The sequence below is a fragment of the Alteromonas sp. PRIM-21 genome (assembly GCF_027563165.1).
GTDB lineage: Bacteria > Pseudomonadota > Gammaproteobacteria > Enterobacterales > Alteromonadaceae > Alteromonas > Alteromonas macleodii_A.
In genome coordinates, this window is the sequence record NZ_JADOEK010000001.1 from 910,790 (window position 1) to 936,152 (window position 25,363).

Genomic DNA, 25,363 nt, shown 5'->3' on the forward strand with positions numbered 1-25,363 from the left:
CATGAAATTGAATCGAAAAGAGAACTGTAGTGGATAATGCGTCTATTATTCGCCTAAGTGTATTTCTTGGTATCTTTGCCTTTATGGCGTTACTGGAAGCCTTGTTTCCAGCGCGTAATGCCGTGCTAAATAGAAAAACACGCTGGGTAGGTAACCTTTCCATGGTGGTGTTAGGGGCACTAGTATCTAGAGTTTTACTTCCAGCAACATTAGTTGGCGTATCGATATGGGCTCAGCAAGAGGGCGTTGGGCTGTTTAACCTGGTAACAGCTAAAACAGACGGCACTTTGCAGTCCACTGCTCAAATGAATAATGCTCAATACGGCAACGCTCTATTTGTCGGTATAGTGGTAGTAAGCGTACTGCTGCTGGATATGCTTATTTACTGGCAGCATCGATTGTTTCACACGGTGCCTTTTTTATGGCGTTTCCACAAAATGCATCACGCCGACAGCCATGTCGATACCACTACAGGGCTTAGGTTTCACCCCGTTGAAATTGCTATTAGTCTAGGCGTTAAAGCTTTGGCAGTAGCGATACTAGGCATACCAGCCATTGCTATTGTTATTTTTGAAGTGGCACTTAACGGGTTTGCGCTGTTCAACCACGCAAACATTCGAATACCGCAAAGGTGGGATGACAGAATTGGATGGGTGCTTATTACCCAACGCTTGCACCGTATACACCATAGCCAAGCTAAAACAGAATCAAATTCTAACTATGGTTTCAGCGTATCTTGGTGGGACAGGCTTTTTAAAAGCTTTACCCCTAGAGCGAAGCAAAGCGATGAAACACTTTCCATAGGCCAACAGGATGTACCTGCGATAAAAGAGAACGCTTCAATTCGCGCCTTGCTATTGCAGCCTTTTAAAAGCAACTAGTTAGCAAAGGAAAAGGCTGCTTATTAGCGTGTCAAAATAACGCGTTCTGTCAGCTATACATAGAGCTTAGCCACAGCCAAGTCGCATCGCTAGCCTGCCAAGTTTGCCTTCAATGGTTTGCTCACTTTCATCGGGTAAAACTGGCATAATATCTAACCCGGTTCTTGCTTCTACTTCATCAATGGTAACTTGTGTTGCGCAGTAATCATCACGACGAGAGGCGTTTTGCTGCATGATAAACGCGGACGCTTCAATTAAACCGTTAACTTCACTTACGACCACTTTAAAGTAACCGCTAGGGATACTATGCAGCTCATCGGCACCGGGTAAGGCTGCGAAAAATGTTTCGTAAAGTGGGCCTGAAACCACATACACATCTTGCCCAGTTCTCACTAGACTACGTACAGCATTCTCTAATTTAACCCATGGCCCTTGGTTTAAATCAGAGTCTTGGGGTGTAATGTTCGAAAGATAGTTGAGTTCCCGCCAGTCTGGTGAGTTGCTAAAAGAGGCAAGGGGAACCTGATGCCCTCTATCTGTACCTATCTCTCGCCACGCTCCTTTATAATCGTTAGGCTCAAGCGTGCTTTCATCTTGAAGTTCGGGATCTGCCTTCCAGTTTCTGCTTCGCGAAGGGCCGTCGATGGTGTCGGGCGTTACGTGATACGCCACCCAATTGGCAAATTTGGTCTGCGGATTGTTGTTTAAGGTGTAAATAGAGCGAGTGATAGTTTGCCCGCCTAAGCCAATAGGGCAGCTAAATACACAGTTTTCAGCAAAAGTAGCAAACGAAAATAACGCAAGAGATACTGCTAACATTCTCTTCATATAGTTTTATAGCCTATTTCTTCGTAGGTAATGACTTGTCACAAAATACCTGTACCAAAGTACAGGCTTTTAAACGAAGAATAGTACGTAAATATCAAACTAAAAAAAAGAATGGCAGTAAAAAAAGTGTGTAAGGAGTACGGCTTTCGTTCCTTAAACGACAGTATTTGTGTTTAGCGTTAGCTTTTGAGAAAAGCTGGAAAAGCGAGCAAAGGATAGCAAAAAACAGTTAGGGCGAATTAAATTACGCCAAGCGCTTTCATCACCAAATACCCAGTACCTAGCTGCATTAAAATGCCAATAGACAAAAACACACCATCGCGGTTAGTCATACCTAAAGCTGTAATACAAAGAGCGAAAGCAGGAAGAGCTACGGCAAAAGGAAGTGCTTCTAACGGAATCATGCAAAGTGCCGCAAGCGCACAATATCCAGCGATAATGTTCTTTACCGGCGTATCTGATAAAAATGTGAGACGGGGTTTAAGTAGCTTTTCGAACTTTTTAGCGTAGGGCTTAGCTGTGTCTATGGCGCTTTCTAGTTTATTTGAACTCACTTCTTTTCGTTTAAGTGCCTTTGGTAGCCAAGGGCTTTTCTTACCTAAAGCCGCCTGAATACAAATAAAAAACAACGTCAAGCCACATAAGGTAGGTACGCCTGGTATCGCTCCGGTAGGAAGTAGAGCAATAAGAGCGGGTACTAAGAGAAGCGGACCAAATCCTCGGTCTTCAAAGCGATCGACAATTTCACCTAGTGACGTCTTTTCGCTTTCCTCATCATACATTTCATCTAAAAGTTCTACGATAGAGTCGCTCATAATTAACGTTAGATCCTGTTGGGTAGCACTCGTCAGTTGGTACGGATAATTCTTAAATAAGTTTAATAATCAAATTGAAAGAAATTTGACCTTAATAGGTGCTCCATAGCTTTACTGTTGTTGAAGTACTGCTACTTTTAAAGAGAGCACCCTACCGAGAAAAACGTTGAATAAAAAAGAAGTTATATCCATTTTTCGCCAAATGCCATCCAGCATATTGTTTAAATGTGCTGGTAGCCCAGATATTTATGCGAGTGAATATTTCGAAAAATGTTTTGGAATAATTGACTTAGAAACATCAGAAAGGAGTTTATTTACGTTCTTTGACCAGAGTTCGAAAGAAGAAATAGCAGTAGGAGATGACCCTTTCTCTCTTATCGAATCTGGCTTGGAGGTCAACGGTTACTTTCGACTTCAAACAAGTTCTAGAACCATGAATTGTTTCGTTGATGGAAATGTTGTCACTACCACTACCGATGATTGGATTGTTCTTTATATAAAAACTGATATTACAGGGCTGTTAGACCTTAGCCAAAAAGAATCTAAAATTAATCAGCACATTACGTTCAACCAGCTGCTTACTAACTTCTCTTCAAAATTGATCAATGCCAACGTTAATGAGCTAGATAGTATTATTGATCAGGCGCTAGCCGCATTTGGTGCGTTTTGCGATGTAGATAGGTGTTACTTATTTGAATTTAACGATGACGGCGTATTGATGTCAAATACCCATGAATGGGTGGCTGCGGGAGTTATTCCCTACATAAATAAGCTACAAAACATTCCAATTGATACCATGCCTTTTTTTATGAGCCATATCACTAACGGGCTGTTTAAGGTCGATGACGTTTCAGCGCTCCCAGAATCAGCGTCTTTGGAAAAGACGAGTTTTGAAGAGCAACGAATTTTCTCGCTTCTTTGTGTGCGCATTATGGTCGACGGCACAATGTATGGCTTTATCGGGTGCGATATCATTGGCGCGCCTTACTCATGGAAAGCGTTCGATATTGAATATTTACGTCGTATAGGTGAAATGCTTGGCAATACGCTTCAAAACTTGCATAACCGAAAAGCGTTACAAAAAATGCAGATAGAGCTGCTTGATGCGAATAAGCAGTTAGAGCGCTTAGCTAATATCGACGGACTTACGGGGCTTGCGAATAGGCGCTTATTTGATGCAACGATAAAATCCGATATGGAACGTTCTAAACAGAATGATATTCCCATTAGTTTATTGTTAATTGATGTGGATTATTTTAAACAATATAACGACTACTACGGGCACGTAGCTGGCGACAACGTACTTAAGAGAGTGGCTGAAACGCTTTCTAATAGTTGTTTGGGTAACGACGACTTAGTAGCAAGATACGGTGGGGAAGAGTTCGCTATTATCCTGCCAAACACCGATAGTGATGCCTTAGAGTGTATCGCCGCTAGAATTCTACGCAATGTATCACAGCTGTCGATAGCTCATGAAAAATCAAACATTAAAGACATCCTTACGGTCAGTATTGGTATGGCTTGTTTTAATAGTCGTCAATCAACAAAACACAATAGTGTAGAAAAAGAACACTATAATGCTACCTCATTTATCGAAGACGTAGATTCTGCGCTTTATCGCGCCAAAAACTCAGGTAGGAATTGCGCAACGTTTTAATCGTACCCGAGGCATTAATTTAATTGTGAAGCACTCGCATCCATAGTTTAGCTTTCCAGCAAGCTTATCTTCTTACTCAATAGTTGCAGATATTAGTCACATCTTTGTTTGTGATTATTTTTAATCACATTTTAAAGTGTGATTGTTTTTGAATTTGGTGGATAGGCGTGTCATAGTGATAACAAGTTAAAGCGTTTCTTGTAATGAAAAAAGATCACGGCGGCGCAAAATGAACACGAACAAAAACAACGCAATAAATAGTAAACTGAAGAGCTATGCTGGCGTGCTGACCGGCGATATCACAGACTCTCAGTCTTATACTGACGAAGACTTCAGAGATATCCTCACTGCGCTAAATCAGCACTTATCGAGTTACGCTAAGCAGTATGACGGCCATTTTGACATTTATCGCGGCGACGCATTTCAGCTGGCGGTGAACCAACCCCAGTACAGTATGCACATTGCATTAGGTTTACGTTTAGCGCTAAAAGCACGCATGCCAAGCGTTGATGTAAGAATAAGCGTAGCAGTGGGTGAAGCACATTTTCGTCCTAAAGAAGTGAAAACAGGCACGGGGGAAGCCTTTGTTTTATCAGGGCGCGGGCTTGATTCGATTAAACCCAATTACCTTGCTTTTTCCAGCAGCAATACCGAGCTAGAAAACAAAACTCAGTTACTTACACGCTTTGCGGATACTCATGCAAGCGGCTTAACACAAACCCAATCAGAAAGCTTACTGACCTACCTTGAAGCCTCGGACAAAAGTCATGAGAATATAGCGGCATTACTTAATAAAAATAGAAGCAATGTGAGTCGAATTCTTAACGCGAGTAATTACAAGCTTGTTGCTGAATACCTTGATTATATGAAGCACGCCATAACTGGAGCGTTAAATGATAGCTGAAACATCAAAAGGCGCTATCGTTAACGCCGTTCCTGACTTTGCACAGCCTGAACTATTGGTGGGGTTACTACTTGCACACTTGCTTGCCGACTTTTATTTTCAACCCTATTCTTGGGTAAAGCAAAGAAACGAGCGACACGCGCTAGCGTTACCTTTGTATTTACATGCACTACTACATGGTGCACTTGCCTTTATCGCATTAGTGCTTTTATCCGGCAACGACAGCATGGCTACAATAGGCATCGCAACGCTTATAATAGCGGTTTCTCATTTTAAAATTGACGTGATTAAGTCTTATTGCTCCCAAAATACTACCGCGTTTGTCATCGATCAGCTTGCACACGTGGCTGTGATCTTGGGCGTGTTTTTATATGCCACAAACCAATGGCACAGTGCACTAGCGTTACTAAAGCTACTAGGTGCACAACATTTAGCGGTGCTTCTTGCCTATTTAGCCGTGCTTAAGCCCAGCTCAATTGTTATAAAGCAACTGCTGTCCCCTTGGAGCAGTGAAGTTTTAACTAACAAACCCCCATCAGCCCATCCTAATGATCCGCCTACGATAACCACTGAAGCACAACAAACCTTGTCACTGGCAGGGCAGCGTATTGGCTACTTAGAGCGTGTACTCATGTTAACCTTTGTATTGTTAAATCAGTTTTCCGCTATAGGGTTTCTTATTGCAGCTAAATCTATTTTCCGTTTCGGTGATTTAACTAAGCACCAGGATAGAAAACTTACCGAGTATGTATTGCTCGGCACCTTTACTAGCGTGGCGATAACATTAGCGATTGGTCTGGCGTGCTCGGCGGTGTTAGGGCACCTACCTATTAAATCTTAGTAATCCCTGATTATCCTCGCAAAATAAATCAAAAGCGCTTAGCTATAACGCCCTCCAGCTGCAGTGCAAAAGGCCGCTCAACTTAAATCAATTTTGTTTAATTATTAAAAAGCAATTGTGTATAAAACGTAAAAAAGTGCAGAATTTAAGTATTTTTTAAGAAAAATTGAACTAATGGCTATTTTTATATTGATTTAACTGAGCGCTCATCCTAACATTCGCCGCCTTATCAAAAGCGATAACTATTATCATTTAGATTTAGGCGAAAAATGAACCACACTTCACACAAAAAAAGTAAAGTTGCTAATGCAATTCTTCTCTCTCTTTTATCTGTAACGTCTACAGTTACTGCCACGTCGGTACTGGCGCAAGACAACGATGCTGAGACACCTGTAGATTCTCAAGTACAAAGTGCGGAAGAAAACTTAGACGTCATTACCGTTTACGGTCGCCACAATCGACTTATTCTGGAGTCGGGTACGGCCACTAAATCAAATATGAGCCTAATGGAAACGCCAGCGGCTATCGTGGTTGTTGACGGTACTTTGTTAAGAGAGCAGGGTGTAGATACGCTGCAAGAGAGTATTCGCAACATCAGTGGTCTAAGCCAAGATGGAAACAATTACGGTGTAGGTGATAATTTAGCGATTCGCGGCCTTGGTGTTAACTACACCTTTGACGGTATTTATGCTGGTGCAGATTTGGGCAACAGTTATAACCCAACACGTTCAATGACTAATATTGAAAGTATTGAAGTGCTCAAAGGCCCTGCAACTGGTCTATACGGCATGGGCGAAGCGGGTGGTATTATCAACCTTATTGAGAAGAAGCCGCAGTTTCAAGAAGCCTATGAAGTTAAAGCCTCAGTAGGCAGTTGGGATAGCTATTCAATAATGGCTGACGCAACAGGCGCGATTAACAAGGACCTTGCTTATCGCGTAGTAGCAAACCGCGAGCAGTCTGACGGTTATCGTGGACTTAGCGATGAGCGAAGCGAGCTTTACACATCACTTAAATATGTTGCATCAAGTGATAACCAGTTCCTATTGTCTGCTGCTTATATTGACGATGCTGTACAAATTGATTCGGTAGGTCATCCCGTTCGACTTATCGACCTAACCATGTTCGATACTGACGCAGGTAGTTTGACTGGCGCTGACTTGGTTAACGATACTGCAGAATCAGGTGGTTTACAGCTTACCGACGCTCAGCGCGACGAATTAGCTGCTTCGCTAGTTTCTACTGATGGGGTTCAGCCTTTTGACTTGGGTGATACTAGCCTCATATCACCAATTTCTCGCCCGAATGAAGGTGAAGAGTTCCGCGTGAAGCTTCGTCAAGACTTAGCCATTAACGACGATTGGTCTTTAACTCAGCAACTACAATACCGTACCTACGAAACAGAGTATATTCGTCAAACCAGCGCGTTTAACTATGTTTACGTGGACAGAAACGGAACGACTAACCTAGAGCCGCGAGCGCCGCTTGTTATTAACGATGTATTGTACCCATATGCAGCACGTCGACAGGAATACCGTAAAGTTGAAGCACAAGAAAGTGTGTGGCAATACTTTATCGACCTCACAAATACTTGGTCGCTAGGCGATATTCGTGGTGAGCACCTATTTAGTGCTAACTATGAAAATATGGACATAGAATACACGCAATGGTCTATTTGGGATGCAGACGACACACGAAGCGATGCTGTGCCTTACATCTTAGATATTCGTAACCCAAATTGGCCCACCGGCACGTTTGAAGACTATAACCCAGCGCTTCGTAGCAAGTACGACAAAGAGGTATCTAGCTGGGGCGTTAGCTTCCAAGAAGTTCTGTATCTAAATGATAACTTTACTGCACGTATTGGTGGTGCATACGGTGGCGTAAAGCAAACCTATCAGAACCAATTTAGCGATGGTAACCCAGAGTACGATGCAAATGATGATGGTTTCACCTACAACTTAGGCTTAACCTACATGTATAGCGACAGCCTAAGTACTTTCATTAACCACTCAAAAGGTCGCACTGCGTACAGCACACTAGGTTCTCTATCAGAAGAAAACAACCGACCTGACTCTGAATCAGAATCGTGGGATTTAGGCGTACGTTTTACTGCGCTAAATGAACAGGTCATTGGCTCGGTGGTAGTGTTTGATACGGCGCGTACAAACCTTCAGTACACCAACCCACTGTATGAAGATAATATTGAAGATCCGTCTTACAACATTGATGTACCAGAGTTCTATTACGACGAGCAAGACCGCACTACGGGTGTTGAAGTAGATATTAACTTCGATATTAATGAGCAGTGGTCGCTTAATGCAAACGGTACTTATCAAGAGCCGCGTACTGAACCTGGCGCATATGCATCGAGCACTGATGAAGAACAGACGAAGGGAATTGCTGAAAAGTTCGCAAGTACTTGGCTAACCTATAGCCATAGCTTTGAAGCGCTACCTGCGCCGGTTAAGTTCAGCGTTGGTGTAACCTATGAAGACGAGCGTACCATCTCAGCATCGGCATTTGGCGTAGACTACGCATTCGTAGACTCATACACAGTATGGGATGCGGCAGTTAGCTATGTATCGGACGACTGGGACGTACAGCTAAACCTACGTAACTTGGACAACAAAGACTACTACAGCAGTGCTATGTACCTAGGTGGTTTACCAGGCGAAGAGCGTAATGCGAAACTTTCAGTTGCCTATCGCTTCTAAAAAAGAGTAAGCACATTGAATAACAACGTAGACGTTGCGCTGCGTAGCATAGCCGCCATTCTGGGCGGCTATGCCGTTTCTGCGCTAATAAGCTTTTACTTCGCTTATATATTTTTCCACATGTTTAAGCAGCAAGAGGGAGTGGCAATACTAAGTGGCAGTATGGCAAGCTACTTCGTATTTTTTGCTGTATTTATCGCAAGCTTTGCTATCAAGCATACGAAGAAGTGGTGCGCGTTTTTAATTGCTTTTATTAGCATACTCGCCGTGGCGCTTCCGTTAGTTTCACCTTTAAGCACACCATTATGAAAGCTACATTCAGAAAGAGTATGATTTGGTTGCACACCTATTTAGGTGTGATACTCGGCTGGTTGCTTTTCGCCATATTTTTCACTGGCACGTTAAGCTATTTTACACCGGAAATAACGCGCTATCTGATGCCTGAACGAGGAAGCATTTCTCAAAGTCAGCAATCGATGCTCGCCCACTCTTTTACTTATTTAAATGAACATGCAGGTGAAGCTGAGCAGTGGCGGATAGCCTTGCCTTCAGAGCGTTCTGCACTTTGGAGTGTGCAATGGCGTGAGGGTAAGCAAAGACAAACCGTGACCTTCAACAATCAACTCGCTGCAAGAGAAAATGAAACAGACACAAAAGGCGGCTTGTTTTTTAGAAATTTTCACTACACGTTGCAACTTCGAGGCTTTGGCGGGCGGTACATTGCCGGCATTGCTGCAATGGCAATGTTGCTTGCTATTTTTACCGGTATTTATACACACCGCAGATTTTTTAAAGACTTCTTCACGCTTCGCCCGCAAAAGCTAAAAAAGTGGACCACCGACTTTCATGCCTTAGCCGGTATTCTCACTATTCCATTTTGTATTATGATCTGCCTAAGCGGTATTTTCATTTACGCGATTATGTATTTGCCCTATACCGCTAACGCTAATTTCGAACGGGGAGAACGAGGCGTAAATCGCCAGATTATTCCTTCACTGCCGAGCCTGCAGCTAGGTGAAAAAGTTATTGGTAGCGATCACTTGTTAAACGTGCCGCCCTCCATGCCAGTCCCTGTGCCGAACTATGCGCATATACAAGAAAAAATTGCTAATCAGTGGCGCGAGCCCAACCCAATAGCAAGAATTACCGTTGAAGGCGTAGGGTATAAAAATAGCCGAATGGTTGTAGAGCGTAGCAAGGCCACAACAGTATCAAACCGTGCAGACCGTTTAGTTTTTGAAACCTATACAGGTAAACAACTTAAAGGTTACGATGACGAAACGGTTCCAGCTCAAATACGACGTATTCTATACGGACTCCATCAGGCAAACTTTGCCCCTATTGGCATGCGATGGTTGCTATTTGGGTTAGGTATTTTAGGCTGCGCGCTTATTGCCACTGGCAATATCATTTGGGTCACTCAGCGGAAAAAAAGCGCTAAGCAAAACCCGTTCACTTTAGCGCTTGTGGAAAAAGGTAATGTAGCCGCTGTTGCTGGCTTAATATTGGCCAGCGTTTCGTTTTTTATTGCTAACAAGTTGATAGGGCACGATGTTGCAGGCCGCGCCCAATTAGAAGTAAACACATTTTTTACTGTGTGGGCATTAAGTGCTGTTCACGCATTTTGGCGTGCAAAAGCTGCTGTTGCTTGGAAAGAGCAGTTCGCGCTAGCAAGTGGGCTATGTTTTTTCACCGTTACTATAGAACTCGTGTTATTTAGAGACCGAATAGCAAACAGTATCGAATATTTAGATAGCGTCTATTTAAGCTTCATTCCTGCTTTTTTCGTTTCAGGTACCATTTTGTATTGGGCTGCAAAGAAAATAGGTTTACGTATTACCAATGCGGATATAGCCTCAAAAGGTACAAAAGCTAGCACTTGTGTGAAAAAGGAGCAGGAATGATAACACTAGTTTTTATACTACAACTGTTAGGCTTCTTATGCTTAATGTTAGCAATGAACAAACACGCGAAGCAGGCAGGTAATAGTAGGGTATTAACGAAGGTGTTACGTCTATTACCCTCGCCACCCTTTACCAAGTTAATAGGCTGGTTGCTACTCACTGCATCTTTGTGTTTAGCGTTAACGCGTTTTGAAATTATCAGTATCGCAATAGTGTGGTGGTGCTGCACATTAAGTGCAGCCCTCCTAATTATCGCAGTGTACTTCAGTTCTTTACTTGATACTTAGATGAGCTTCTAACATAAACGATAGCGTCAGCATCACTTACGTTGCGGACTTTGTGTGTTGCTGGTGTGGATGATTCAATATAGCTTCCCGCATCAAGTGCTAGTGCTTCAGCGTTGCTATCTTGCTTATAGTTTAGGCTGCCCTTTATCACTACGGCCTTAAATTCATCACCGTTAGATGTTATTGAACCTTCAAAGCCGCTTGGCAGTTTAACTAAAGTACCGTAAACACTATTGGTATCGCCCCATAGATAAGTGGCGGATACGCCGTCAGCCGCAATGTTGACTAAGTCACTCTTTTGCAGCCATACCATGTTATGGATGTGCAAATTAACGGGGCGTTCTCCATTATCGAAATGTTCTTTTGACGGTTTAACTAAATACGGACCCTCGTCAATTTCTAGGTAAATCAGGTTGGTTTTGTCGTTTGCTGCTGTAGTGTGATCTTCACCGGCAGGCTGAGTCCAAAACGAACCCGTTGGCATCCACATTTTAGCGGCACTTGGGTCGTCATTGTGCATTTCACCTTCAATAACAATACCGCGATAGGTAATGTTGTGGATGTGGGGTGGCGATTCAAAGCCCTTATTAAAACGAACTAGCATACCTGTGGCTGTGTCTTTTGTTCTATCACCCCATAGGTCGGCTGCGCCTGGGCTTTTGTCACCGCGTGCAGGATTTAAGTAACCCCATTTAACATCTTCTGCACTTACTACCTTTGTTTCAGCATAGGCGCTGGGTAAAAAAGCAGCACAAGCGCCTACAACTAGCGACGCCATGGTTAGTTTTCGCCACGCGATATGTTTCATATAAAGCTCCTGTGTATCCTTGCTACTAATGTCATTAACGAATGAATGACAGTTTATTCGTTGGTTAACGGATAATAAACGACCAAAATCGATAAGAACTTTCCCGAAAACGTGGATAATGGAAGTGATCCATTTGCCTTTTCTTTATATGTTTTAAAGGGCGTATGTGGACTAAACCTGTGAGGGAAAAATGAAAACCGAAGACCTTTCTGTGTTTGTGAAAGTCGCTGAAGTCAATTCGATAACGGCAGCGGCTAAGAAGCTTGATATCAGTTCATCCGCTGCAAGCATGGCCATTAAACGTTTAGAAGAGCAGCTTGGCGTAGCGCTTTTTGTGAGAAGTACACGCAAAATTAGGCTGTCCCATGAAGGGGAACAATACTTACCTATGGCTCAACAGGCGCTAAATACACTCCAGCAAGGTTTATCTCTCATTACGGAGGAAAGGCAAAGTGTTAATGGTGAGCTTCGCATGGCGATGTCATCGGAGATGGGACGGAATCTAATGCGCGAACTGCTTAATAAAGTACAAGGTAAAAACCCCGAACTCTCGTTGCGACTACATGTAAGCGATAGCCGAGTGGACTTTTATCGCGACGGTGTTGATGTTGCTCTTCGTGCAATGACTAAAGAAGCAGTAAAAGAGTCACAAATGTATGGTTTTAGAGTGTGCAATATTCCACATGTTATCTGTGCATCCCCCGCATACATTGAAAAGTACGGTGAACCACTAACAACAAACGACCTGATTCAGCACAATGCCTTACTTTATAAACTTTACGATCAAACTCATAACACATGGGAATTGGTGAAAGAGAACGAAAAAATTAAGGTAAAAGTGCGCAGCAATCGCGCCGTTAATGACGGAGACATTGTTAGACGATGGTGCATTGACGGTATGGGTATTGCCAAGAAGTCAGCCATTGACGTGGCTGAAGAGTTATTGAGCGGTAAATTAAAGCGGGTGTTACATCAGTTTCAGGTACCATTAACTGAAATGTGGATAATGTTACCCAGCCGACATCTGATCACCCCAGCAGTAAGATTAGTTAGAGATGAATTGAAATTGGCCATTGAGGAACGTCGACACAAGCTTATAGAAAAAGGCTTACTTAATGAAAATGAATGGCCGTGCTCTTAACAGGCTGATAGCGGCTTGGTCTCGATTCACTATCTCAATGCCGAGACATCAAGGGCGCTACCTCACTGCTTTTAAGCGGTTTATGGTGCAAATATCCTTGGATAGAATCACAGCCCATTTCAGCAAGGGCCTGCTGCTGCTCTTTAGTTTCTACGCACTCGCCCAAAGTGGTCAACTCTAAACTCTTCGCAAGCATTATAATGGTGTTAACAATACCGTCGTTAGAACTTGATTGCCCTAATTGAGAAACGAAACTGCCATCAATTTTAAGCTTGTTGATAGGAAGTGTGCCTATGTAGCTAAGGCAAGAGTAGCCAGTGCCAAAGTCATCGATGGAAATGTTGAGACCAATTTTTTTCAGTTTTTTAAGAGAAGTTAATGCAAAATCTGTAGAGCTAATAAAGGTGTTTTCGGTTAACTCAACTTCCAGTAAATGTGGTGGGACCTGATACTTACTTAATACTTCTTCGATTTGTTCTGCACAGTCTAGTTGTATCAAAAAGCTTGCAGGCAAATTGACTGCCACCGGCACTAAATTTAGCCCTTCATCTAGCCACTTTCGAATTTGCTGGCATACATTTTCAAGTACCCAGGTAGTAAGAGGGTTAATTAAACCTGCTTCCTCAGCAACTGGAATAAACTGTGACGGCGCGATATCAGTTCCTTCATCATTCCAGCGTATCAGCGACTCTAGACCGATAATTTTATCGCTGCGTATACTGATCTGAGGCTGATACACTAGTGAGAAAGCACCTTCTAGTTTAATAGCTTGTCGAATTCTACTTTCTAGAGATAGACGTACCAAAGACTCTTCAAGCATTTCAATATTAAAAAAGCTAAAGTGCCCAGGGCCTTTTTCTTTAGCGTGATACATGCTTGTATCAGCGTGCTTTAATATTTCTATTCCCGTTTCTAGATTTCTTTGATGGAGTGCAATGCCAATACTGGTTGAAATGTGAAGCTGGTTGCTACCTATTGCCATTGGCTGGCTAAGGCTTTCGATAATTTCAGAAGATAAAGCAACAAGCTCATCATGTTCGGCAACACCCTCTAGCATGATTACAAATTCATCACCACCCCAGCGACAAACGCAATCTTCTTCGGTAACTATTGCTGCTAGTTTTTTGGCCACAATAATTAGGACTTCATCGCCAATATCATGGCCTAGCGTGTCGTTAATCAGTTTAAACCTGTCTAGGTCGAGAAATAAAATAGAAAGGGCAGAGTTTTGGGCATTAGCTTTGTTTACGGCTTCATCTAACTTTTCTACAAACAAATGTCTGTTTGGAAGCTGGGTAAGGGCATCGTAGTTCGCTTTTTGATATAGCTGCCTAGTGCGCAGTTCAACTACTCGCTCTAACTCTGTGTTTTGGGCTTTTAGCTGAGCTTGGTGACTTTCTACTGTGGCTAGTATGTGGTTAACGCCTTCAAAAAGTTCACCGAGTTCATCATCTCTTTTGTCAGGGAGACGTTTAGAGTACTCACGTTTGCTTCCTACAAACTTAACAAGTGAAATAAGCTGTTGAATGGGTTTTGATAGAAAACTCTGAAGCCGCCAGTGAAAGAGGTAAGTAAACAGCATGCTGACTATGAGTACACCTAATACGACGTACATAGCATGCTGCTGTTGTTCTTCTAGCGAAGTGGTGCTTGCAGTAAGTATGAGATAACCAATCACTTCATCGTTAAATTCTATAGGTTTCAGGTAATGGATTAGGCGTTTACCGAAAGTTGCGCCTTCTTTAACTGTTGAAGGAGATGTATCTTCCTCAAAGTCATCCATGGCGTAGCTTGCAATGACCGTATATGCGTCGTCATACACTTTTGCACTCTTTATCGCGGGGAGTTTAGACGCGGCATCAAGCAATTCTTGTGTGGTTTCGACATCGCTAAATAGAACTGATGTACTTGCTGCAGACGCAAGAAGGGTAGATTGGTTGTCTAGTACATCTACCAAGTTACTTTTGTAATCGGCAACAAAGTTGTTGTAAAGCAGACCCGCCACCAAACACAAGGAGAAGAAATTAACGGCTAGGACGGCTAGCAGTTGTTTAGTAAAGAACGAGGAGCGTCGAAACATCACTTAACCCTCGCCACTTGTAAGAGCTTAGCGCTAATTTTAACGTTTAATTCGTCCGCACGTGCTACGTCGATTTCAAACCTGAGTTTTTGGTTTTCAGTATAAAAACGGAAAACGGGCGCAACGCCTATTATCTCGTTGTTTTCAGTGATCAAAACACTGTTGCGTAATTGGCTGTCGGCTAGTTCATCACTTGCCGATAAATAAGTCATATGACAGTAGCTTGCATGTTTACTATCTGATACTACAAGGCTTATTTTGTCTTTTTCCCGGGTTTTTACTAACGCATCAAAGAACGACAAAAGCTCATCATTTTTGTGTATACAAAAAACGATAGGAACAGACTCATTGCTCTGCCATGTAATAAACTTGGTGAAGTTATACATGTAAGCGGCTTTAAGCTTATCGATTTTAGGTAGCTCGGCAAACGCTTGAGAACAGAGTAAGCAATATACGACTGTTATGCATGCTATCTTGACGGTGTAAGCGTTCGGTAGTTTTATCACACGGTTTACTTAAAAGAGAGTCGACAATTGAAAGCCTAATCGCCACAATTCTTTAGGTTGAGGGCCATTTAGATTTTGGTATACCGGCTTACTGCCACTAAGTTGCAGTTGCAGCCAATCTGTAGCGAAGTAATTTACACCCCCGAACAATCTCACTTTGCTCCCGCCATATAATTCTGGGTTAGTTATACCCGCAGGGTAGGGAAAATCACCATCCACCGTTATTTCTTCGTCTCGTCCGTGTATTGAATCGGCATAGCTTAATTCTGCCCCCGCAAATAGGGTTGTTTCTTGCGAGATAACAAAGTTGTATTTGCCGTTAAGTTCATAGTTATTGCCTAAACGATAGTTTCTATCGTTATCACCGGTGCGAACTCTTGCTGAAAACATAATAGAAAACGGATAACGCCCCTTATTTTGATAGCCTATTTCGAAAGGGAAATCATAGGTGCCAGAGCCGAGTTGCATAGTATAGGGGAGTTGTTGGTCACCCGCAGCGCGCGGTGTGTCTCCCTCTTCGTCTATCGACCCTGTGGGCAAGCTAATTCCGCCACTTAACCAAATGCTGTAGTTTTCATTTGATGCAAATTCATAATGGCCAGTTACGACAACATCACCTAAACCTTCAGATGAAATCAAAAACTCGTCATACCCGGGCACTACACTAATATGATCAGTTTCTTGCCGAATAAGTGGTATCTGAACACCAATTTTGACGTCGCTTCTAACTTGATAGCCTATTTGTACAACTTTAACGTATTGATTAATAACGGTGGGGACAACCGGGAAGTTTTCCTCGGTTCGGCTTTCTTCCCCCGGGCTGAATAAAACCTCATCCAGTGAGATATCACTATCATCAATCATGTAACCGTCAAACTCGGCGGCTTTAAACTGCAAAGATAGCGACCACTTTCTTTGTTCAACGCTATCAATATTGTCATTGACATTGACGTTGAGTAAATCTTGAAAGCTCATCTCAGCAAATTCTGAGGGCGTGCTTTGTGAGTAAGCGAAACCGCTGGAAAAGAGAAGAGCGCAAGGAACTAAATAGCGAAGCAACATGTAAAAAAACCACTGAAAAAGAGATGACTGCTTTAGTATAGATTATTATAAGGGAGTTGAGGAATCTTACTTATTAGTCTTTAGTATTCTTTATATTTTTAGTAGTTTGATTAATAAAGAAAAATTACAGTTTAATTGGCAATAAAAAAGAGGCCTATTCAATACCGGCCCCTTTTTAATTTCTCTTATAAATTCTATGTTTCTAACAATTAGAAACGATAGGCAGCCGTTAGTCTAAAACGCTGCGGTGCACCGGGCTCAACCCACACATCTGCGAAAGAGTTAGTATAAAATTCTCTATCAAATAGGTTGTCTACTGCTACTTTAACCAATAGATTTTCGACAGGCTCTATCTCAGCAAACGCACGTACTGTAGTGTAGCTTGGTAAGTAGAAGTCTGTGGCGGTTTGACCTAAACGTTCGTCTACATACAATAGCCCAGAACCAATACGCACTGGCATATCAGCTAAAGTAAGATCTTTACTTAGTTGAATACTTAACTGGTTTTTTGGAACGTTAATTAGCGGGTCGCCAGACTCAATTGTGGCAACGAAGTTAGCATCTGCCGCATCATTTGTACTTTCTGCATCCACAAAAGTGTAAGACACCCATAGCGAAATATCATTTTCAAATTCGGCATTTATGTCTAGCTCTATACCGCGGCTTCGCGCTTCGCCTGCTGGAGTTAAGAAAAAGCCGTCTGATGCTTCTTCACTGTCATCAAACACCAGAATATTGCTTTGCTCGATATTAAATAGTGAAAGCGTGATATCGCCTCGCACGTTATCGAACATAGACGTTAAATCGGTTTTAAGGCCAATTTCAGCAGATTCTGATTCGTTCGGCTCGAATGGGTTACCTGCAAAATCAGAACCCGTTAACTGACGGAAGCCTTCGCCGTAGGTGGCATAAACGCTGGTGCTGTCGTTAAACACATAAACGGCGCCCACTTGCGGCGAGAAACGGGTATCATCTTGCGACGTAGTGCTTACCGGGCTTGCTAAGCGATTATCAATTTCCTGCTCGAACTTATCGAAGCGGCCCCCTAAACGAATTTGTAGGTTGTCGGTAAGGTTAATTTGGTCTTGAAAGTAAACGCCCCAAGCTTTTTGTACTTCTAGGCGATCTAGATTGTCAGAAAGCTCAACATCGGGAAGGGGTGAATAATCGGGGTTGAATATATCGACCACAAGGTACTGATCTAAGTCTAAATCGTTAATGTCGGTATCGCCTGAGAAAAAGGGCGGGCGATAGCGCAGAATCACCTGATCGTTTTCAAATTTGTCGTAGTCAGCACCAATAATAACGCGATGAGTCAGTGAGCCTGTTTCAAATTCACCCGCAATTTCGCCTCGTAATACAAGATAATCAGTTTCAAAATTACGATAACGCTTAAAGCGCGATAACAATGCTTGATTAGGGTCGATAAATAGCGTTTGACGGCCGCCAAAATTGTTCTCTAATGCATTGCCTTCAAATGTGGTATCACGCAGACCTGCACCTAACAATAAGTTCCAGTCGTCAGCAAGCTTGTGAGAAACTTCAATTTGATGACCTACAACTTGGGTATCGATTGTGTCGCCATTCGGATCGCCAGTAAAGGTTTCAATGGGTTGATGGCCTAATTCGCCGTCAATAGCCACTACACCGCGATCAAAAGGAATCTTTTGTTCTGTGTATTCTAGTTCGTAAGTCACGGTAGTATCTGCCGACGCTTCCCAGGTTACCGATGGATAAAACCCAAAGCGCTCTGTTTCTACTGTATCGCGGAAACTTTCCGCGTCTTCATAAAAACCAACTAGGCGTACACCGACATTCTCAGACGCGCCTGCAACGGTTTGTACATCAGCTTCAACACGCATTTGCTCCCAGCTTCCATAAGTGGCTTTAACTTCACCACCTTCACGAAACTGAGGACGTTTAGTTACCAGGTTAATTGCGCCACCTGGTTCACCACGGCCAAAAAGGGCAGCTTTCGGGCCTTTCAATACTTCAACATGATCGATACCAGATAGGTCACGAGGGCCACCAAAACCACGACCTGCATTAAAGCCGTTTACCAGAAAGCCACTGGGTAAGTTTTCGTCACCAGAAAAGCCACGAATTGCAAAGCTATTCCAAAGACCGCCAAAGTTGTTTTGACGTGCTACAGATGCTGACAGGTCTAGTGCGTCATTCAAGTTAATGGCACCAGCATCGCTAAGTAAGCCTAAGTCTATATCTTGAGCAGCTGCAGGTACCTCTTTGTATTCAAAAGCCCCTTGATACGCTCGGTGCATACCGTGCACGGTTATTTTTTCAACATCAGCTTCATTTTGGCTGTTATCGCTTTGTGCTAAAACCGACGTGCTTAATAAAGCTGATATAGTGGCTGCAAGTGATGATTTAACCCAACTCGTTTTCATTCTTCTTTTCCTGTGCGGTTCTCGTGTGAGCCTTTAGTGTTTGGTGTAAATTGTGGTAGTGCTTCAAAGCTCTCCTGAGAAAATTCAGGGTCTTTGAAAAGGTGGTAATAATAGAATTTTCGTAGCGCCTTATGAAAAGCGCGTACATCATTTTCATAGCCCACCATCGCGCTTACACTAGTATCAGCAGCGCTTGATAATAAACGTTGCGTAAGTAAGGAAGGAGAAAGCAAGGCTATGTAGCTTGCAACGGTGTCTTTTTGAAGCGTGGCTGCCTGGTAGCCTTTTGATAGCTCACTAGCCGTTTGGTCGCCCACTTGTTGAAATGCGTAGTACCATTTCCAATTAAATGAGCTGTCTCGTTCAGGGTCAAACTCTGTGTAGTCGGCCCACTGCGGGTGAGTGGCAATGAATGCACGCCATGTGTCTTCAACAGGCTTATCCCACGCACTATTTACCGCTTCACGTTGGGTAAGCACAATATCGCCGCCTTCAGGTGTTTCAACCACGGTATTAATTACCGTGTGTGCAGTCACCGGCACAATAACAGTGGTAACAAGCCAAACGCCTAGCATTATAGAGGCAAGATGAGTCGCACTGAAGTTTGCAAAACGTTTTGCTGCGCCAATAACAAGAACAATGGCACTCCATAACGCAATGTTACCTATTACTATCGCGCAAACGGTTAATATGGAGAGTAAAGATGTACCGTTAATTAACCCAAATACAACGAACGGAGTAAGCGTCACAAGTGCTAAAGGCACTAAGGTGACTAATACTCGTGATGTCCATATCGCATGGGCATTGCGGGCTGTTACATTGAGTAAATCGAAGCGGCGGGCTTCCCGTTCTTTTGCTTTTAAATCGTAAAGTAGCAATATAATAAATAATGGCAGCAATACGCTGGTCACAAAGGCAAAATCGAAACGCCCTAAAAACGCAAGCTCTGGGTTATCTGTATCGCTTTCATAAATTTGCCCTTCTAATGCAAGCATGCGTATACGGTGCTTCCAAGGAAATACATCTCTTTCGCCTACGGCAGCAAAAGCCAGTGGGGAAGGGGGGGCATAAGTCAGGTGAAACGCGTAATAAGCCACCATGCCGAAGTTAGACTGGTGAGTGATAACGGCTTCACGCTCTACTTGGTCTTTTTCTAATAAACGTTCAATAGTGGCTTGTTGTTCTTGCATTTCTGCATGACCTGACCACAAAGACACTGCGCTTAGAAGAAATACAACTAATAACGTAAGTTTTATTTGGCGGTGACCAAAAACAAAATTAGCTTCACGTTTAAGATCGGCAAAACGCATCATGGGTTTAACCTCCTAACAGCCGCTTTTAAAAGCAAGGCGGAAATGCACACCCAAACTAACAGTTGTAGAAAATAGATAAGCGCGTTTGAAATGCGTGTGTTTGCTGCTTCAGGTTTGAAATTAAACTCCGAAAGCAATGCCCAATTGTCTGCACCCACAACAGCTTTATCCGCCGCTTCTTCGCTTGCGTTGCGGTTCATGTCGAGTTTGTAATCGAGCTTTTCAACATGTACTTTATTTAGCCCTTGCACAAATTCGAGGCGAAGAGCTTCTGCTTCCCGTAAAAAACGATGATGGGTTTCAAGGCTGGTACCCGCTAATATTGTAGAGATTGCGCGAACGGCAACGGTAGGCGATAGCCAACCAAATTGACGTGCAATATGGGCTTGTTCTAATTCTTCACCCATTCTGTTTTCGGCAAATTCATTAAGCACTTTTGCCTGTCTGCCTTCTGAGTACTGAGCAACAACACCGCGGAAATTAACAGGAAGGTCGTCTACGGAATCCACATTGTATTTTGCTAATAAATCTTCTTTTAGCTTTTTAAATGCAGGGTCGTCAACGTCGTGACCGTCGCCCAAACTTCTAAGCTTTTCTTCTACTTTAAAGTCCGCTTCAAGCTTGCCCATTGAGGGGGCTGCATTCGTTGCGACGCTGCTCCCTAGGCGAGGAAGTAACACACACGCAGCCATCCAAATAACAATAAGTACGGTGAAACTAACGCTACTTTTTTCAAATAACGCTGAACACGCGGTTACAACAGTAGCCCATAACAAGAAGTAAACGGCGTAACTTAAGCAAAATAGCAGCACTACAAGCGGGCTTTCGGTTGAAAAAGCGACATATAAGCAGGCCAGAAGCAAAGGGAGTAAGAGCAACCCACTAGCTGTAATTAGCGCTAACAGTTTTCCTATCATTAGCTGCCAGCGCGTAGTACCTTGCGACAATAACAAAGTAAGTGTTCCGGCCTCGCGCTCACGCGATACACTGCCGTAACCGATAAGAATAATAAACAGTGGCGCGAGTACTAACGCAAGGAAGCTAGGGGTTAAGCTACTAAAACGCGTAAGCCCGGCCGATTGCCGCTGCTCTGCAAACATGGCGCTATTTTGTCGGTGCCCTTCTAAAAAAATAGCGTTACCTGTGTAGGTGTCGACTCCAGGTTCAATCACGCTTAATGGAGTAGGGGCACGAAAAACATAGTGACCGTAATGCACCATTCGGTGAGGGTGCTTATCAGGCTGCGCTTTAAAGCGTTCTTCTGCTTCAGTTTGAAGGTGGTCTCTAGCGTGCGCGGCTTCCTCAATGTGAAACGCATTTACAGTTAGGGCAGCCAGTGTCAGTATGGCCCCTAGCAACAGTACCGTAGCGGCGACTTTCGTGCGCAGCCAATAGCGCCACTGATCTGCACAAATGGTTTTTGCTACACTAAATATCATGCTTTGCGCCCTGCAAATGCTGCGTGTACCGCTTCAGTATCAATAGGCGTATCGCCAACACGCTCGAAAGAGCCGGTTAGCTTACCGTTACTTAAAAGCACAATGCGGTGAGCGACTTGGCAAGCACCATACACGTCGTGGGTTACCATAAAAATGGTAGCGCCGTTGGCCGCTAGTTCAGAAACCAACGCATTAAACTCGTCAATAGCGGCAGGGTCTAAGCCTGAGGTAGGCTCATCTAAAAACAGCACTGGGGCATTACGCAACAAAGCAAGCGCAATTGCGGTTTTCTGACGCATACCTTTCGAGTAGTTTGATAACGCCTTATTCCATGAATCTTCTTGAAGAGCCACTTTGCGAAGTGCCGCGAAAATGTCTTCGTCTGATTTTTCTACACCAGCTACTGAAAGAAAGTAGCGGATATTTTCCAGACCAGAAAGGTGACCATAAAGGGTTACAGATTCAGGTAAATAAGCAACAGACTTTTGAACATCGTTAGGATGAGTAGTGGCGTTGTGGCCCAGCACAGTAGCGCTACCACTGCTTGCTTTCATCAAACCTAAAAAGGTTTTAAGCGTAGTTGATTTACCGGCACCGTTACCGCCTAAAAGCGCGAAAACTTCACCTTTACCAACATTGAAGTTTAAATTGTCTAAAAGCGTGCGGTTTTCAACGCGCACGGTAAGCGCATCTGCGCATATTACTGAATTTGTTTGCATTGTATAACGTGCTGTAACAGAAATTTGTGCGCAATGTTATATTATAACTAAATGGATGGGAATACGTTTTACTATTAAGTGAGAGTGGAATGACCAATCGAAAAGGAAAAGCGGTGCTTGAATAGAAAATTGCTGAAGATATGAACGAAAAATACTTGCCGATTGGTAGTAAATTATCCCAGTAGTTTAAATTTCCCCTCTTTATAGATGATTTGCCATTTTTACCTAATTTAGTGAAATTATTAATTTGTTTTATCTGTCTTATAGCAACATCAATAAATGCTACTTACATATCTAAAAAAAGAGAGCCATAATGGAATTTACTCATAAGCGCACCATCCAAGCGACTGCATCATTATTACTTCTATTAGCAATAACACAGGCTGTTTTCACTGCGCTTTATAGCAGCGGAATTAGTTTTTCGAGGCAGTATGCTTGGGGATTTGAAGCCGTAATTTTTACCGTGCTAGTGGCTTTTGCTAGTACCGCCATGGTGAAAGCGAAAAACGCGCAGCTAGGGTGGTCGGCTATTACTTTTAGCGCCGTTCTAAATATTGTGCAGGTAAGCATTGGTCTAACGTTATTTTCAACCTTTGGTCAGGTTGCTGGTGCAGTAGAAGGCGCTAAACCTTTAATTGGCGGCGTAGTGTCTTTGTCTTTCATGATTTACTACGCTGCTAAATTGCTATTAGGACTAGCAGCCGTCGTTTTCGGCCTATTCTTCGTAGTAAAGGGTGGTAAAACGATTGGTGGTCTTACCGCTATAGTAGGCATGGTCGCTATGTTTGCCAATGCCATATTAATCATATTTGGTCGTGATGGCTTTCTACCATCAGGCGTAGCTGGCGCTTCAGGTATGATTGCAACCTTGTTGTTGGCTATCTGTTTGATAAGCCTAAACCGCAGGGCTGACTAGAGCTTAGTAACTTTTGAATAAGATACTTTATCAAGTAAAACATCGGAAAGTGTTAGTGGTTGGTGGGGGCATGAACAGCGATATGCTGCTTAGTGCATCGAGCTCGCCGCTAACAACTTCGCCCGTATAGGTACATTATTCGGTGTAACGACATGTAGGAAAGCTAGAGCAACCTAAAAAGCTGTTACCTGCGTTAGCCCCGCGTTTTGCCTGACGCTCTACAAGCGCGCTTCCGCACCTTGGACAGACTACTGGTTTAGCTGTTTCTAACTTAGTTTGGGATTGCACACTTTGAATGAGGGAAAGAAGCTCATCTGCGCCCAATAGGGAAATAGGCTTGCTTGACGCGAAGTCGATTGCCTGTTGTGTGAATTTACCAGAACAGATAATGAAAACACGGCTAGCATTGCTTGCAGTGAGCACACCAAACATCTCACGTACCACACTCACACCAACTTTTTGTGCTTTCCACTGTTTACATTGAACAAGTATTATCTCATCCCCTTTTTTTAATACCAAATCAATGCCACCGTCTGCACCATAACCTCCCTCCGTAACTCTGTATCCTTGGCGACGATAGGCTTCAGCCACAAGCTCTTCAAAGTTACGCCAATGCAGATCGCTAATAGTATCTAAACTACGTTGCGTATCTAATTGTTTAGCTTTGCGGCGTGAATGGAAGTACGCAAACGGTGCAACTAGTAAAATTATTGTGGCAATGAACGGGGCGGGGATTGCAAACGCGTTAAACACCATGGCAAGCATAGGGTTATCGGTTTGCACATTTGGTAATCCATGCGCCAACGTTACATAGGTGGCTGCCGAAAATATTACCGACACCCACCAAGGTAATTCAACAAGTAAATCGATAAAATTAGTTTTGTTTCTTGGCATATATTACTTCCTTGTTCTGCGACACTCATTATACACGGCCAATTGAAAACCTTCGGTATTATTGTCTAACGATAAGTATATAAGAGAGATAGGCAACTTTGCGTATTCAGCTTAAAAATCAAAGAGGTTGAAGGAAGCTATTGAACGTTGTAATACGCTAAGTTATTGATTTTGAGTTGCTGTAGGCATAAAAAAAGACGTCATAGGACGTCTTAATTTATAGAGTTGGTGGAGCTGGCGGGATTTGAAATATTAATTATTTCTTTAAATACAATGCCTTGAGTCTAATTGTGTAAGGACATAGACGCTTATAAAGTTAAAACCAGAGCGAGTATAATAACCCAAAATACATATCTAAAACCTCGCTTCAATTGCGAATGTATAGAAATGTTGTTTGGCTTGAATCTCATATTGTACGCTTCTTTGGAATCTCGTATCAATGTATAGGATTTACGACTTAGTTGCGCTATTTTATCGTTGTAGAAGGCTGCAAGTGCAATAGTGTCGGCTCGTGTTGCTTTGTCTGGGGATTCAGTAAGTAATCGCTTAAGCTCATCTATGTCATTTTCAGTAATGGGGCTCAATTCATATACAGTAAAGAGCTCTTTAATGTGTCTTAAATGAGAAATATGAATCAGTGAATGCTGTAAAAACAAACTGCGTTCTATTCTCCCTTCGCCATCACTTTTTATTATCCTAATCCAATGTTCAACAGAGTCGTCAAGTTTGTCTTTTAACAGTTTGTGTAAGTCTGCCAACAGCTCTTTCGATTCATTTCTTGTTGCCAAGTGAGTTGCGCCGTTATAAACAACAAACCATGTCAAAATCGTAATTATAAAAGTCACAACCTTAAAGGCTATATCATAATTTAATAAAGACGCTTCCTGCATCGTTTTAACTTACCTTCTTAATATTGACCCTTCTGAATCTTTCTTTGCTTCGTCTATGTATCGCCAAATCTCTCTCTGCCATCGCGCGTTCTCACTCGTGAGCTCTAACTTCTGTTTTAGCTCATCGTAACTGAAGCCACTTTTACGGATTAAGTTGGCGAATGCCTCGACAAGAAAAGATGAACCATATTCATCATGAATGCCATCAAGATTAACTGTTACGCTATCATTTTGCTTTAAAGCTGGTGACAGAACTTTAATTCTAAACTCTTCACCACTGCCATCCCCATCTTCAATAAAACGATTAAATGCATCTTTAGTAAACTCAGATACATTCAAAGTACATTTACTCATAT

The 25,363-nt window shown here is 42.8% G+C and carries 23 protein-coding genes; 10 read left to right on the forward strand and 13 right to left on the reverse strand.

Translation table 11 applies throughout. The features are described 5' to 3' along the window. Positions 1-29 precede the first annotated feature (29 nt). Positions 30-881 carry a sterol desaturase family protein gene (locus IW644_RS03885; RefSeq protein ID WP_269916475.1) on the forward strand — a complete coding sequence of 284 codons (852 nt, stop codon included), beginning with the start codon at positions 30-32 and terminating at the stop codon, positions 879-881. A 66-nt stretch (positions 882-947) separates the two neighbouring features. Here IW644_RS03885 and IW644_RS03890 read toward each other — a convergent pair whose 3' ends face one another. Together IW644_RS03890 and IW644_RS03895 are read right to left on the reverse strand one after the other, a co-directional pair. Next, positions 948-1,709: a DNA/RNA non-specific endonuclease gene (locus IW644_RS03890; RefSeq protein ID WP_269916476.1), complete on the reverse strand. Its 762-nt coding sequence runs from the start codon at positions 1,707-1,709 to the stop codon at positions 948-950. A 239-nt stretch (positions 1,710-1,948) separates the two neighbouring features. Continuing rightward, entirely contained in the window at positions 1,949-2,524 is a 576-nt protein-coding gene (locus IW644_RS03895; RefSeq protein ID WP_269916477.1) for an exopolysaccharide biosynthesis protein, read from the reverse strand. 166 nt (positions 2,525-2,690) lie between these two features. Here IW644_RS03895 and IW644_RS03900 point away from each other — a divergent pair, with 166 nt between their 5' ends. The 7 genes from IW644_RS03900 to IW644_RS20005 all read left to right on the forward strand — a co-directional run bounded on the left by IW644_RS03900 (position 2,691) and on the right by IW644_RS20005 (position 10,834). Beyond that, entirely contained in the window at positions 2,691-4,181 is a 1,491-nt protein-coding gene (locus IW644_RS03900) for a sensor domain-containing diguanylate cyclase (protein WP_269916478.1), read from the forward strand. A 229-nt stretch (positions 4,182-4,410) separates the two neighbouring features. Then, positions 4,411-5,085, forward strand: coding sequence for a hypothetical protein (locus IW644_RS03905; RefSeq protein ID WP_269916479.1), 675 nt, complete (start codon positions 4,411-4,413; stop codon positions 5,083-5,085). Then, the gene (locus tag IW644_RS03910; protein ID WP_269916480.1) at positions 5,075-5,926 is read left to right on the forward strand and encodes a DUF3307 domain-containing protein; all 852 of its coding nucleotides are present in this window, start codon (positions 5,075-5,077) and stop codon (positions 5,924-5,926) included. The genes IW644_RS03905 and IW644_RS03910 overlap by 11 nt, the downstream gene beginning before the upstream one ends. A 269-nt stretch (positions 5,927-6,195) precedes the next feature. Further along, entirely contained in the window at positions 6,196-8,643 is a 2,448-nt protein-coding gene (locus IW644_RS03915; protein ID WP_269916481.1) for a TonB-dependent receptor, read from the forward strand. Positions 8,644-8,658: 15 nt separating this feature from the next. Further along, the gene (locus IW644_RS03920; protein ID WP_269916482.1) at positions 8,659-8,952 is read left to right on the forward strand and encodes a hypothetical protein; all 294 of its coding nucleotides are present in this window, start codon (positions 8,659-8,661) and stop codon (positions 8,950-8,952) included. Between the two features lie 20 nt (positions 8,953-8,972). Beyond that, positions 8,973-10,547, forward strand: a complete 1,575-nt coding sequence (locus IW644_RS03925; protein WP_269916483.1) for a PepSY-associated TM helix domain-containing protein — start codon at positions 8,973-8,975, stop codon at positions 10,545-10,547. Next, entirely contained in the window at positions 10,544-10,834 is a 291-nt protein-coding gene (locus IW644_RS20005) for a DUF3325 family protein (protein WP_442864416.1), read from the forward strand. The genes IW644_RS03925 and IW644_RS20005 overlap by 4 nt, the downstream gene beginning before the upstream one ends. Here the strand turns inward: IW644_RS20005 and IW644_RS03930 are convergent. Further along, the gene (locus IW644_RS03930) at positions 10,812-11,642 is read right to left on the reverse strand and encodes a DUF4437 domain-containing protein (RefSeq protein ID WP_442864417.1); all 831 of its coding nucleotides are present in this window, start codon (positions 11,640-11,642) and stop codon (positions 10,812-10,814) included. The genes IW644_RS20005 and IW644_RS03930 overlap by 23 nt on opposite strands. A 190-nt stretch (positions 11,643-11,832) precedes the next feature. Here IW644_RS03930 and IW644_RS03935 point away from each other — a divergent pair, with 190 nt between their 5' ends. After that, positions 11,833-12,783, forward strand: a complete 951-nt coding sequence (locus IW644_RS03935; protein WP_269916484.1) for a LysR family transcriptional regulator — start codon at positions 11,833-11,835, stop codon at positions 12,781-12,783. A gap of 34 nt (positions 12,784-12,817) precedes the next feature. Here IW644_RS03935 and IW644_RS03940 read toward each other — a convergent pair whose 3' ends face one another. The 7 genes from IW644_RS03940 to IW644_RS03970 form a co-directional block, all read right to left on the reverse strand. Beyond that, on the reverse strand, positions 12,818-14,863 hold the full coding sequence (locus IW644_RS03940) for a bifunctional diguanylate cyclase/phosphodiesterase (protein WP_269916485.1): 2,046 nt from the start codon (positions 14,861-14,863) through the stop codon (positions 12,818-12,820). Next, entirely contained in the window at positions 14,863-15,369 is a 507-nt protein-coding gene (locus tag IW644_RS03945) for a YfiR family protein (RefSeq protein ID WP_269916486.1), read from the reverse strand. Before IW644_RS03945 ends, IW644_RS03940 begins: the two co-directional genes overlap by 1 nt. A 9-nt stretch (positions 15,370-15,378) precedes the next feature. Continuing rightward, positions 15,379-16,344, reverse strand: a complete 966-nt coding sequence (locus IW644_RS03950; protein ID WP_269916487.1) for a hypothetical protein — start codon at positions 16,342-16,344, stop codon at positions 15,379-15,381. A 296-nt stretch (positions 16,345-16,640) separates the two neighbouring features. Continuing rightward, positions 16,641-18,836 carry a TonB-dependent siderophore receptor gene (locus tag IW644_RS03955; RefSeq protein ID WP_269916488.1) on the reverse strand — a complete coding sequence of 732 codons (2,196 nt, stop codon included), beginning with the start codon at positions 18,834-18,836 and terminating at the stop codon, positions 16,641-16,643. Beyond that, on the reverse strand, positions 18,833-20,149 hold the full coding sequence (locus tag IW644_RS03960) for a DUF3526 domain-containing protein (RefSeq protein WP_269916489.1): 1,317 nt from the start codon (positions 20,147-20,149) through the stop codon (positions 18,833-18,835). Before IW644_RS03960 ends, IW644_RS03955 begins: the two co-directional genes overlap by 4 nt. Beyond that, a complete protein-coding gene (locus IW644_RS03965; protein ID WP_269916490.1) occupies positions 20,146-21,588 on the reverse strand; it encodes an ABC transporter permease in 1,443 nt (480 codons plus the stop codon). Before IW644_RS03965 ends, IW644_RS03960 begins: the two co-directional genes overlap by 4 nt. After that, positions 21,585-22,307 (reverse strand): ABC transporter ATP-binding protein, encoded by a 723-nt coding sequence (locus IW644_RS03970; protein ID WP_269916491.1) that lies wholly within the window; start codon positions 22,305-22,307, stop codon positions 21,585-21,587. The genes IW644_RS03965 and IW644_RS03970 overlap by 4 nt, the downstream gene beginning before the upstream one ends. Before the next feature lie 313 nt (positions 22,308-22,620). On the opposite strand from IW644_RS03970, the gene IW644_RS03975 reads away from it, so the two are divergent. Then, the gene (locus IW644_RS03975) at positions 22,621-23,223 is read left to right on the forward strand and encodes a thiamine biosynthesis protein ThiC (protein WP_269916492.1); all 603 of its coding nucleotides are present in this window, start codon (positions 22,621-22,623) and stop codon (positions 23,221-23,223) included. 135 nt (positions 23,224-23,358) lie between these two features. Here the strand turns inward: IW644_RS03975 and IW644_RS03980 are convergent, their stop codons facing one another. The 3 genes from IW644_RS03980 to IW644_RS03990 form a co-directional block, all read right to left on the reverse strand. Then, the gene (locus IW644_RS03980) at positions 23,359-24,117 is read right to left on the reverse strand and encodes a restriction endonuclease (RefSeq protein WP_269916493.1); all 759 of its coding nucleotides are present in this window, start codon (positions 24,115-24,117) and stop codon (positions 23,359-23,361) included. 308 nt (positions 24,118-24,425) lie between these two features. Continuing rightward, on the reverse strand, positions 24,426-25,007 hold the full coding sequence (locus IW644_RS03985) for a hypothetical protein (protein ID WP_269916494.1): 582 nt from the start codon (positions 25,005-25,007) through the stop codon (positions 24,426-24,428). A gap of 9 nt (positions 25,008-25,016) precedes the next feature. Next, positions 25,017-25,361, reverse strand: a complete 345-nt coding sequence (locus IW644_RS03990; protein WP_269916495.1) for an STAS-like domain-containing protein — start codon at positions 25,359-25,361, stop codon at positions 25,017-25,019. Positions 25,362-25,363 lie beyond the last annotated feature (2 nt).

What these genes read in the sequence shown, in the direction of transcription:
- IW644_RS03955 (WP_269916488.1), bottom strand. Translation starts at nt 18,836, where the DNA reads ATGAAAACGAGTTGGGTTAAATCATCACTTGCAGCCACTATATCAGCT.
- IW644_RS03950 (WP_269916487.1), bottom strand. Translation starts at nt 16,344, where the DNA reads ATGAGCTTTCAAGATTTACTCAACGTCAATGTCAATGACAATATTGAT.
- IW644_RS20005 (WP_442864416.1), top strand. Translation starts at nt 10,544, where the DNA reads ATGATAACACTAGTTTTTATACTACAACTGTTAGGCTTCTTATGCTTA.
- IW644_RS03935 (WP_269916484.1), top strand. Translation starts at nt 11,833, where the DNA reads ATGAAAACCGAAGACCTTTCTGTGTTTGTGAAAGTCGCTGAAGTCAAT.
- IW644_RS03915 (WP_269916481.1), top strand. Translation starts at nt 6,196, where the DNA reads ATGAACCACACTTCACACAAAAAAAGTAAAGTTGCTAATGCAATTCTT.
- IW644_RS03990 (WP_269916495.1), bottom strand. Translation starts at nt 25,361, where the DNA reads ATGAGTAAATGTACTTTGAATGTATCTGAGTTTACTAAAGATGCATTT.
- IW644_RS03905 (WP_269916479.1), top strand. Translation starts at nt 4,411, where the DNA reads ATGAACACGAACAAAAACAACGCAATAAATAGTAAACTGAAGAGCTAT.
- IW644_RS03890 (WP_269916476.1), bottom strand. Translation starts at nt 1,709, where the DNA reads ATGAAGAGAATGTTAGCAGTATCTCTTGCGTTATTTTCGTTTGCTACT.
- IW644_RS03925 (WP_269916483.1), top strand. Translation starts at nt 8,973, where the DNA reads ATGATTTGGTTGCACACCTATTTAGGTGTGATACTCGGCTGGTTGCTT.
- IW644_RS03975 (WP_269916492.1), top strand. Translation starts at nt 22,621, where the DNA reads ATGGAATTTACTCATAAGCGCACCATCCAAGCGACTGCATCATTATTA.
- IW644_RS03940 (WP_269916485.1), bottom strand. Translation starts at nt 14,863, where the DNA reads ATGTTTCGACGCTCCTCGTTCTTTACTAAACAACTGCTAGCCGTCCTA.
- IW644_RS03970 (WP_269916491.1), bottom strand. Translation starts at nt 22,307, where the DNA reads ATGCAAACAAATTCAGTAATATGCGCAGATGCGCTTACCGTGCGCGTT.
- IW644_RS03910 (WP_269916480.1), top strand. Translation starts at nt 5,075, where the DNA reads ATGATAGCTGAAACATCAAAAGGCGCTATCGTTAACGCCGTTCCTGAC.
- IW644_RS03930 (WP_442864417.1), bottom strand. Translation starts at nt 11,642, where the DNA reads ATGAAACATATCGCGTGGCGAAAACTAACCATGGCGTCGCTAGTTGTA.
- IW644_RS03965 (WP_269916490.1), bottom strand. Translation starts at nt 21,588, where the DNA reads ATGATATTTAGTGTAGCAAAAACCATTTGTGCAGATCAGTGGCGCTAT.
- IW644_RS03985 (WP_269916494.1), bottom strand. Translation starts at nt 25,007, where the DNA reads ATGCAGGAAGCGTCTTTATTAAATTATGATATAGCCTTTAAGGTTGTG.
- IW644_RS03960 (WP_269916489.1), bottom strand. Translation starts at nt 20,149, where the DNA reads ATGATGCGTTTTGCCGATCTTAAACGTGAAGCTAATTTTGTTTTTGGT.
- IW644_RS03895 (WP_269916477.1), bottom strand. Translation starts at nt 2,524, where the DNA reads ATGAGCGACTCTATCGTAGAACTTTTAGATGAAATGTATGATGAGGAA.
- IW644_RS03980 (WP_269916493.1), bottom strand. Translation starts at nt 24,117, where the DNA reads ATGCCAAGAAACAAAACTAATTTTATCGATTTACTTGTTGAATTACCT.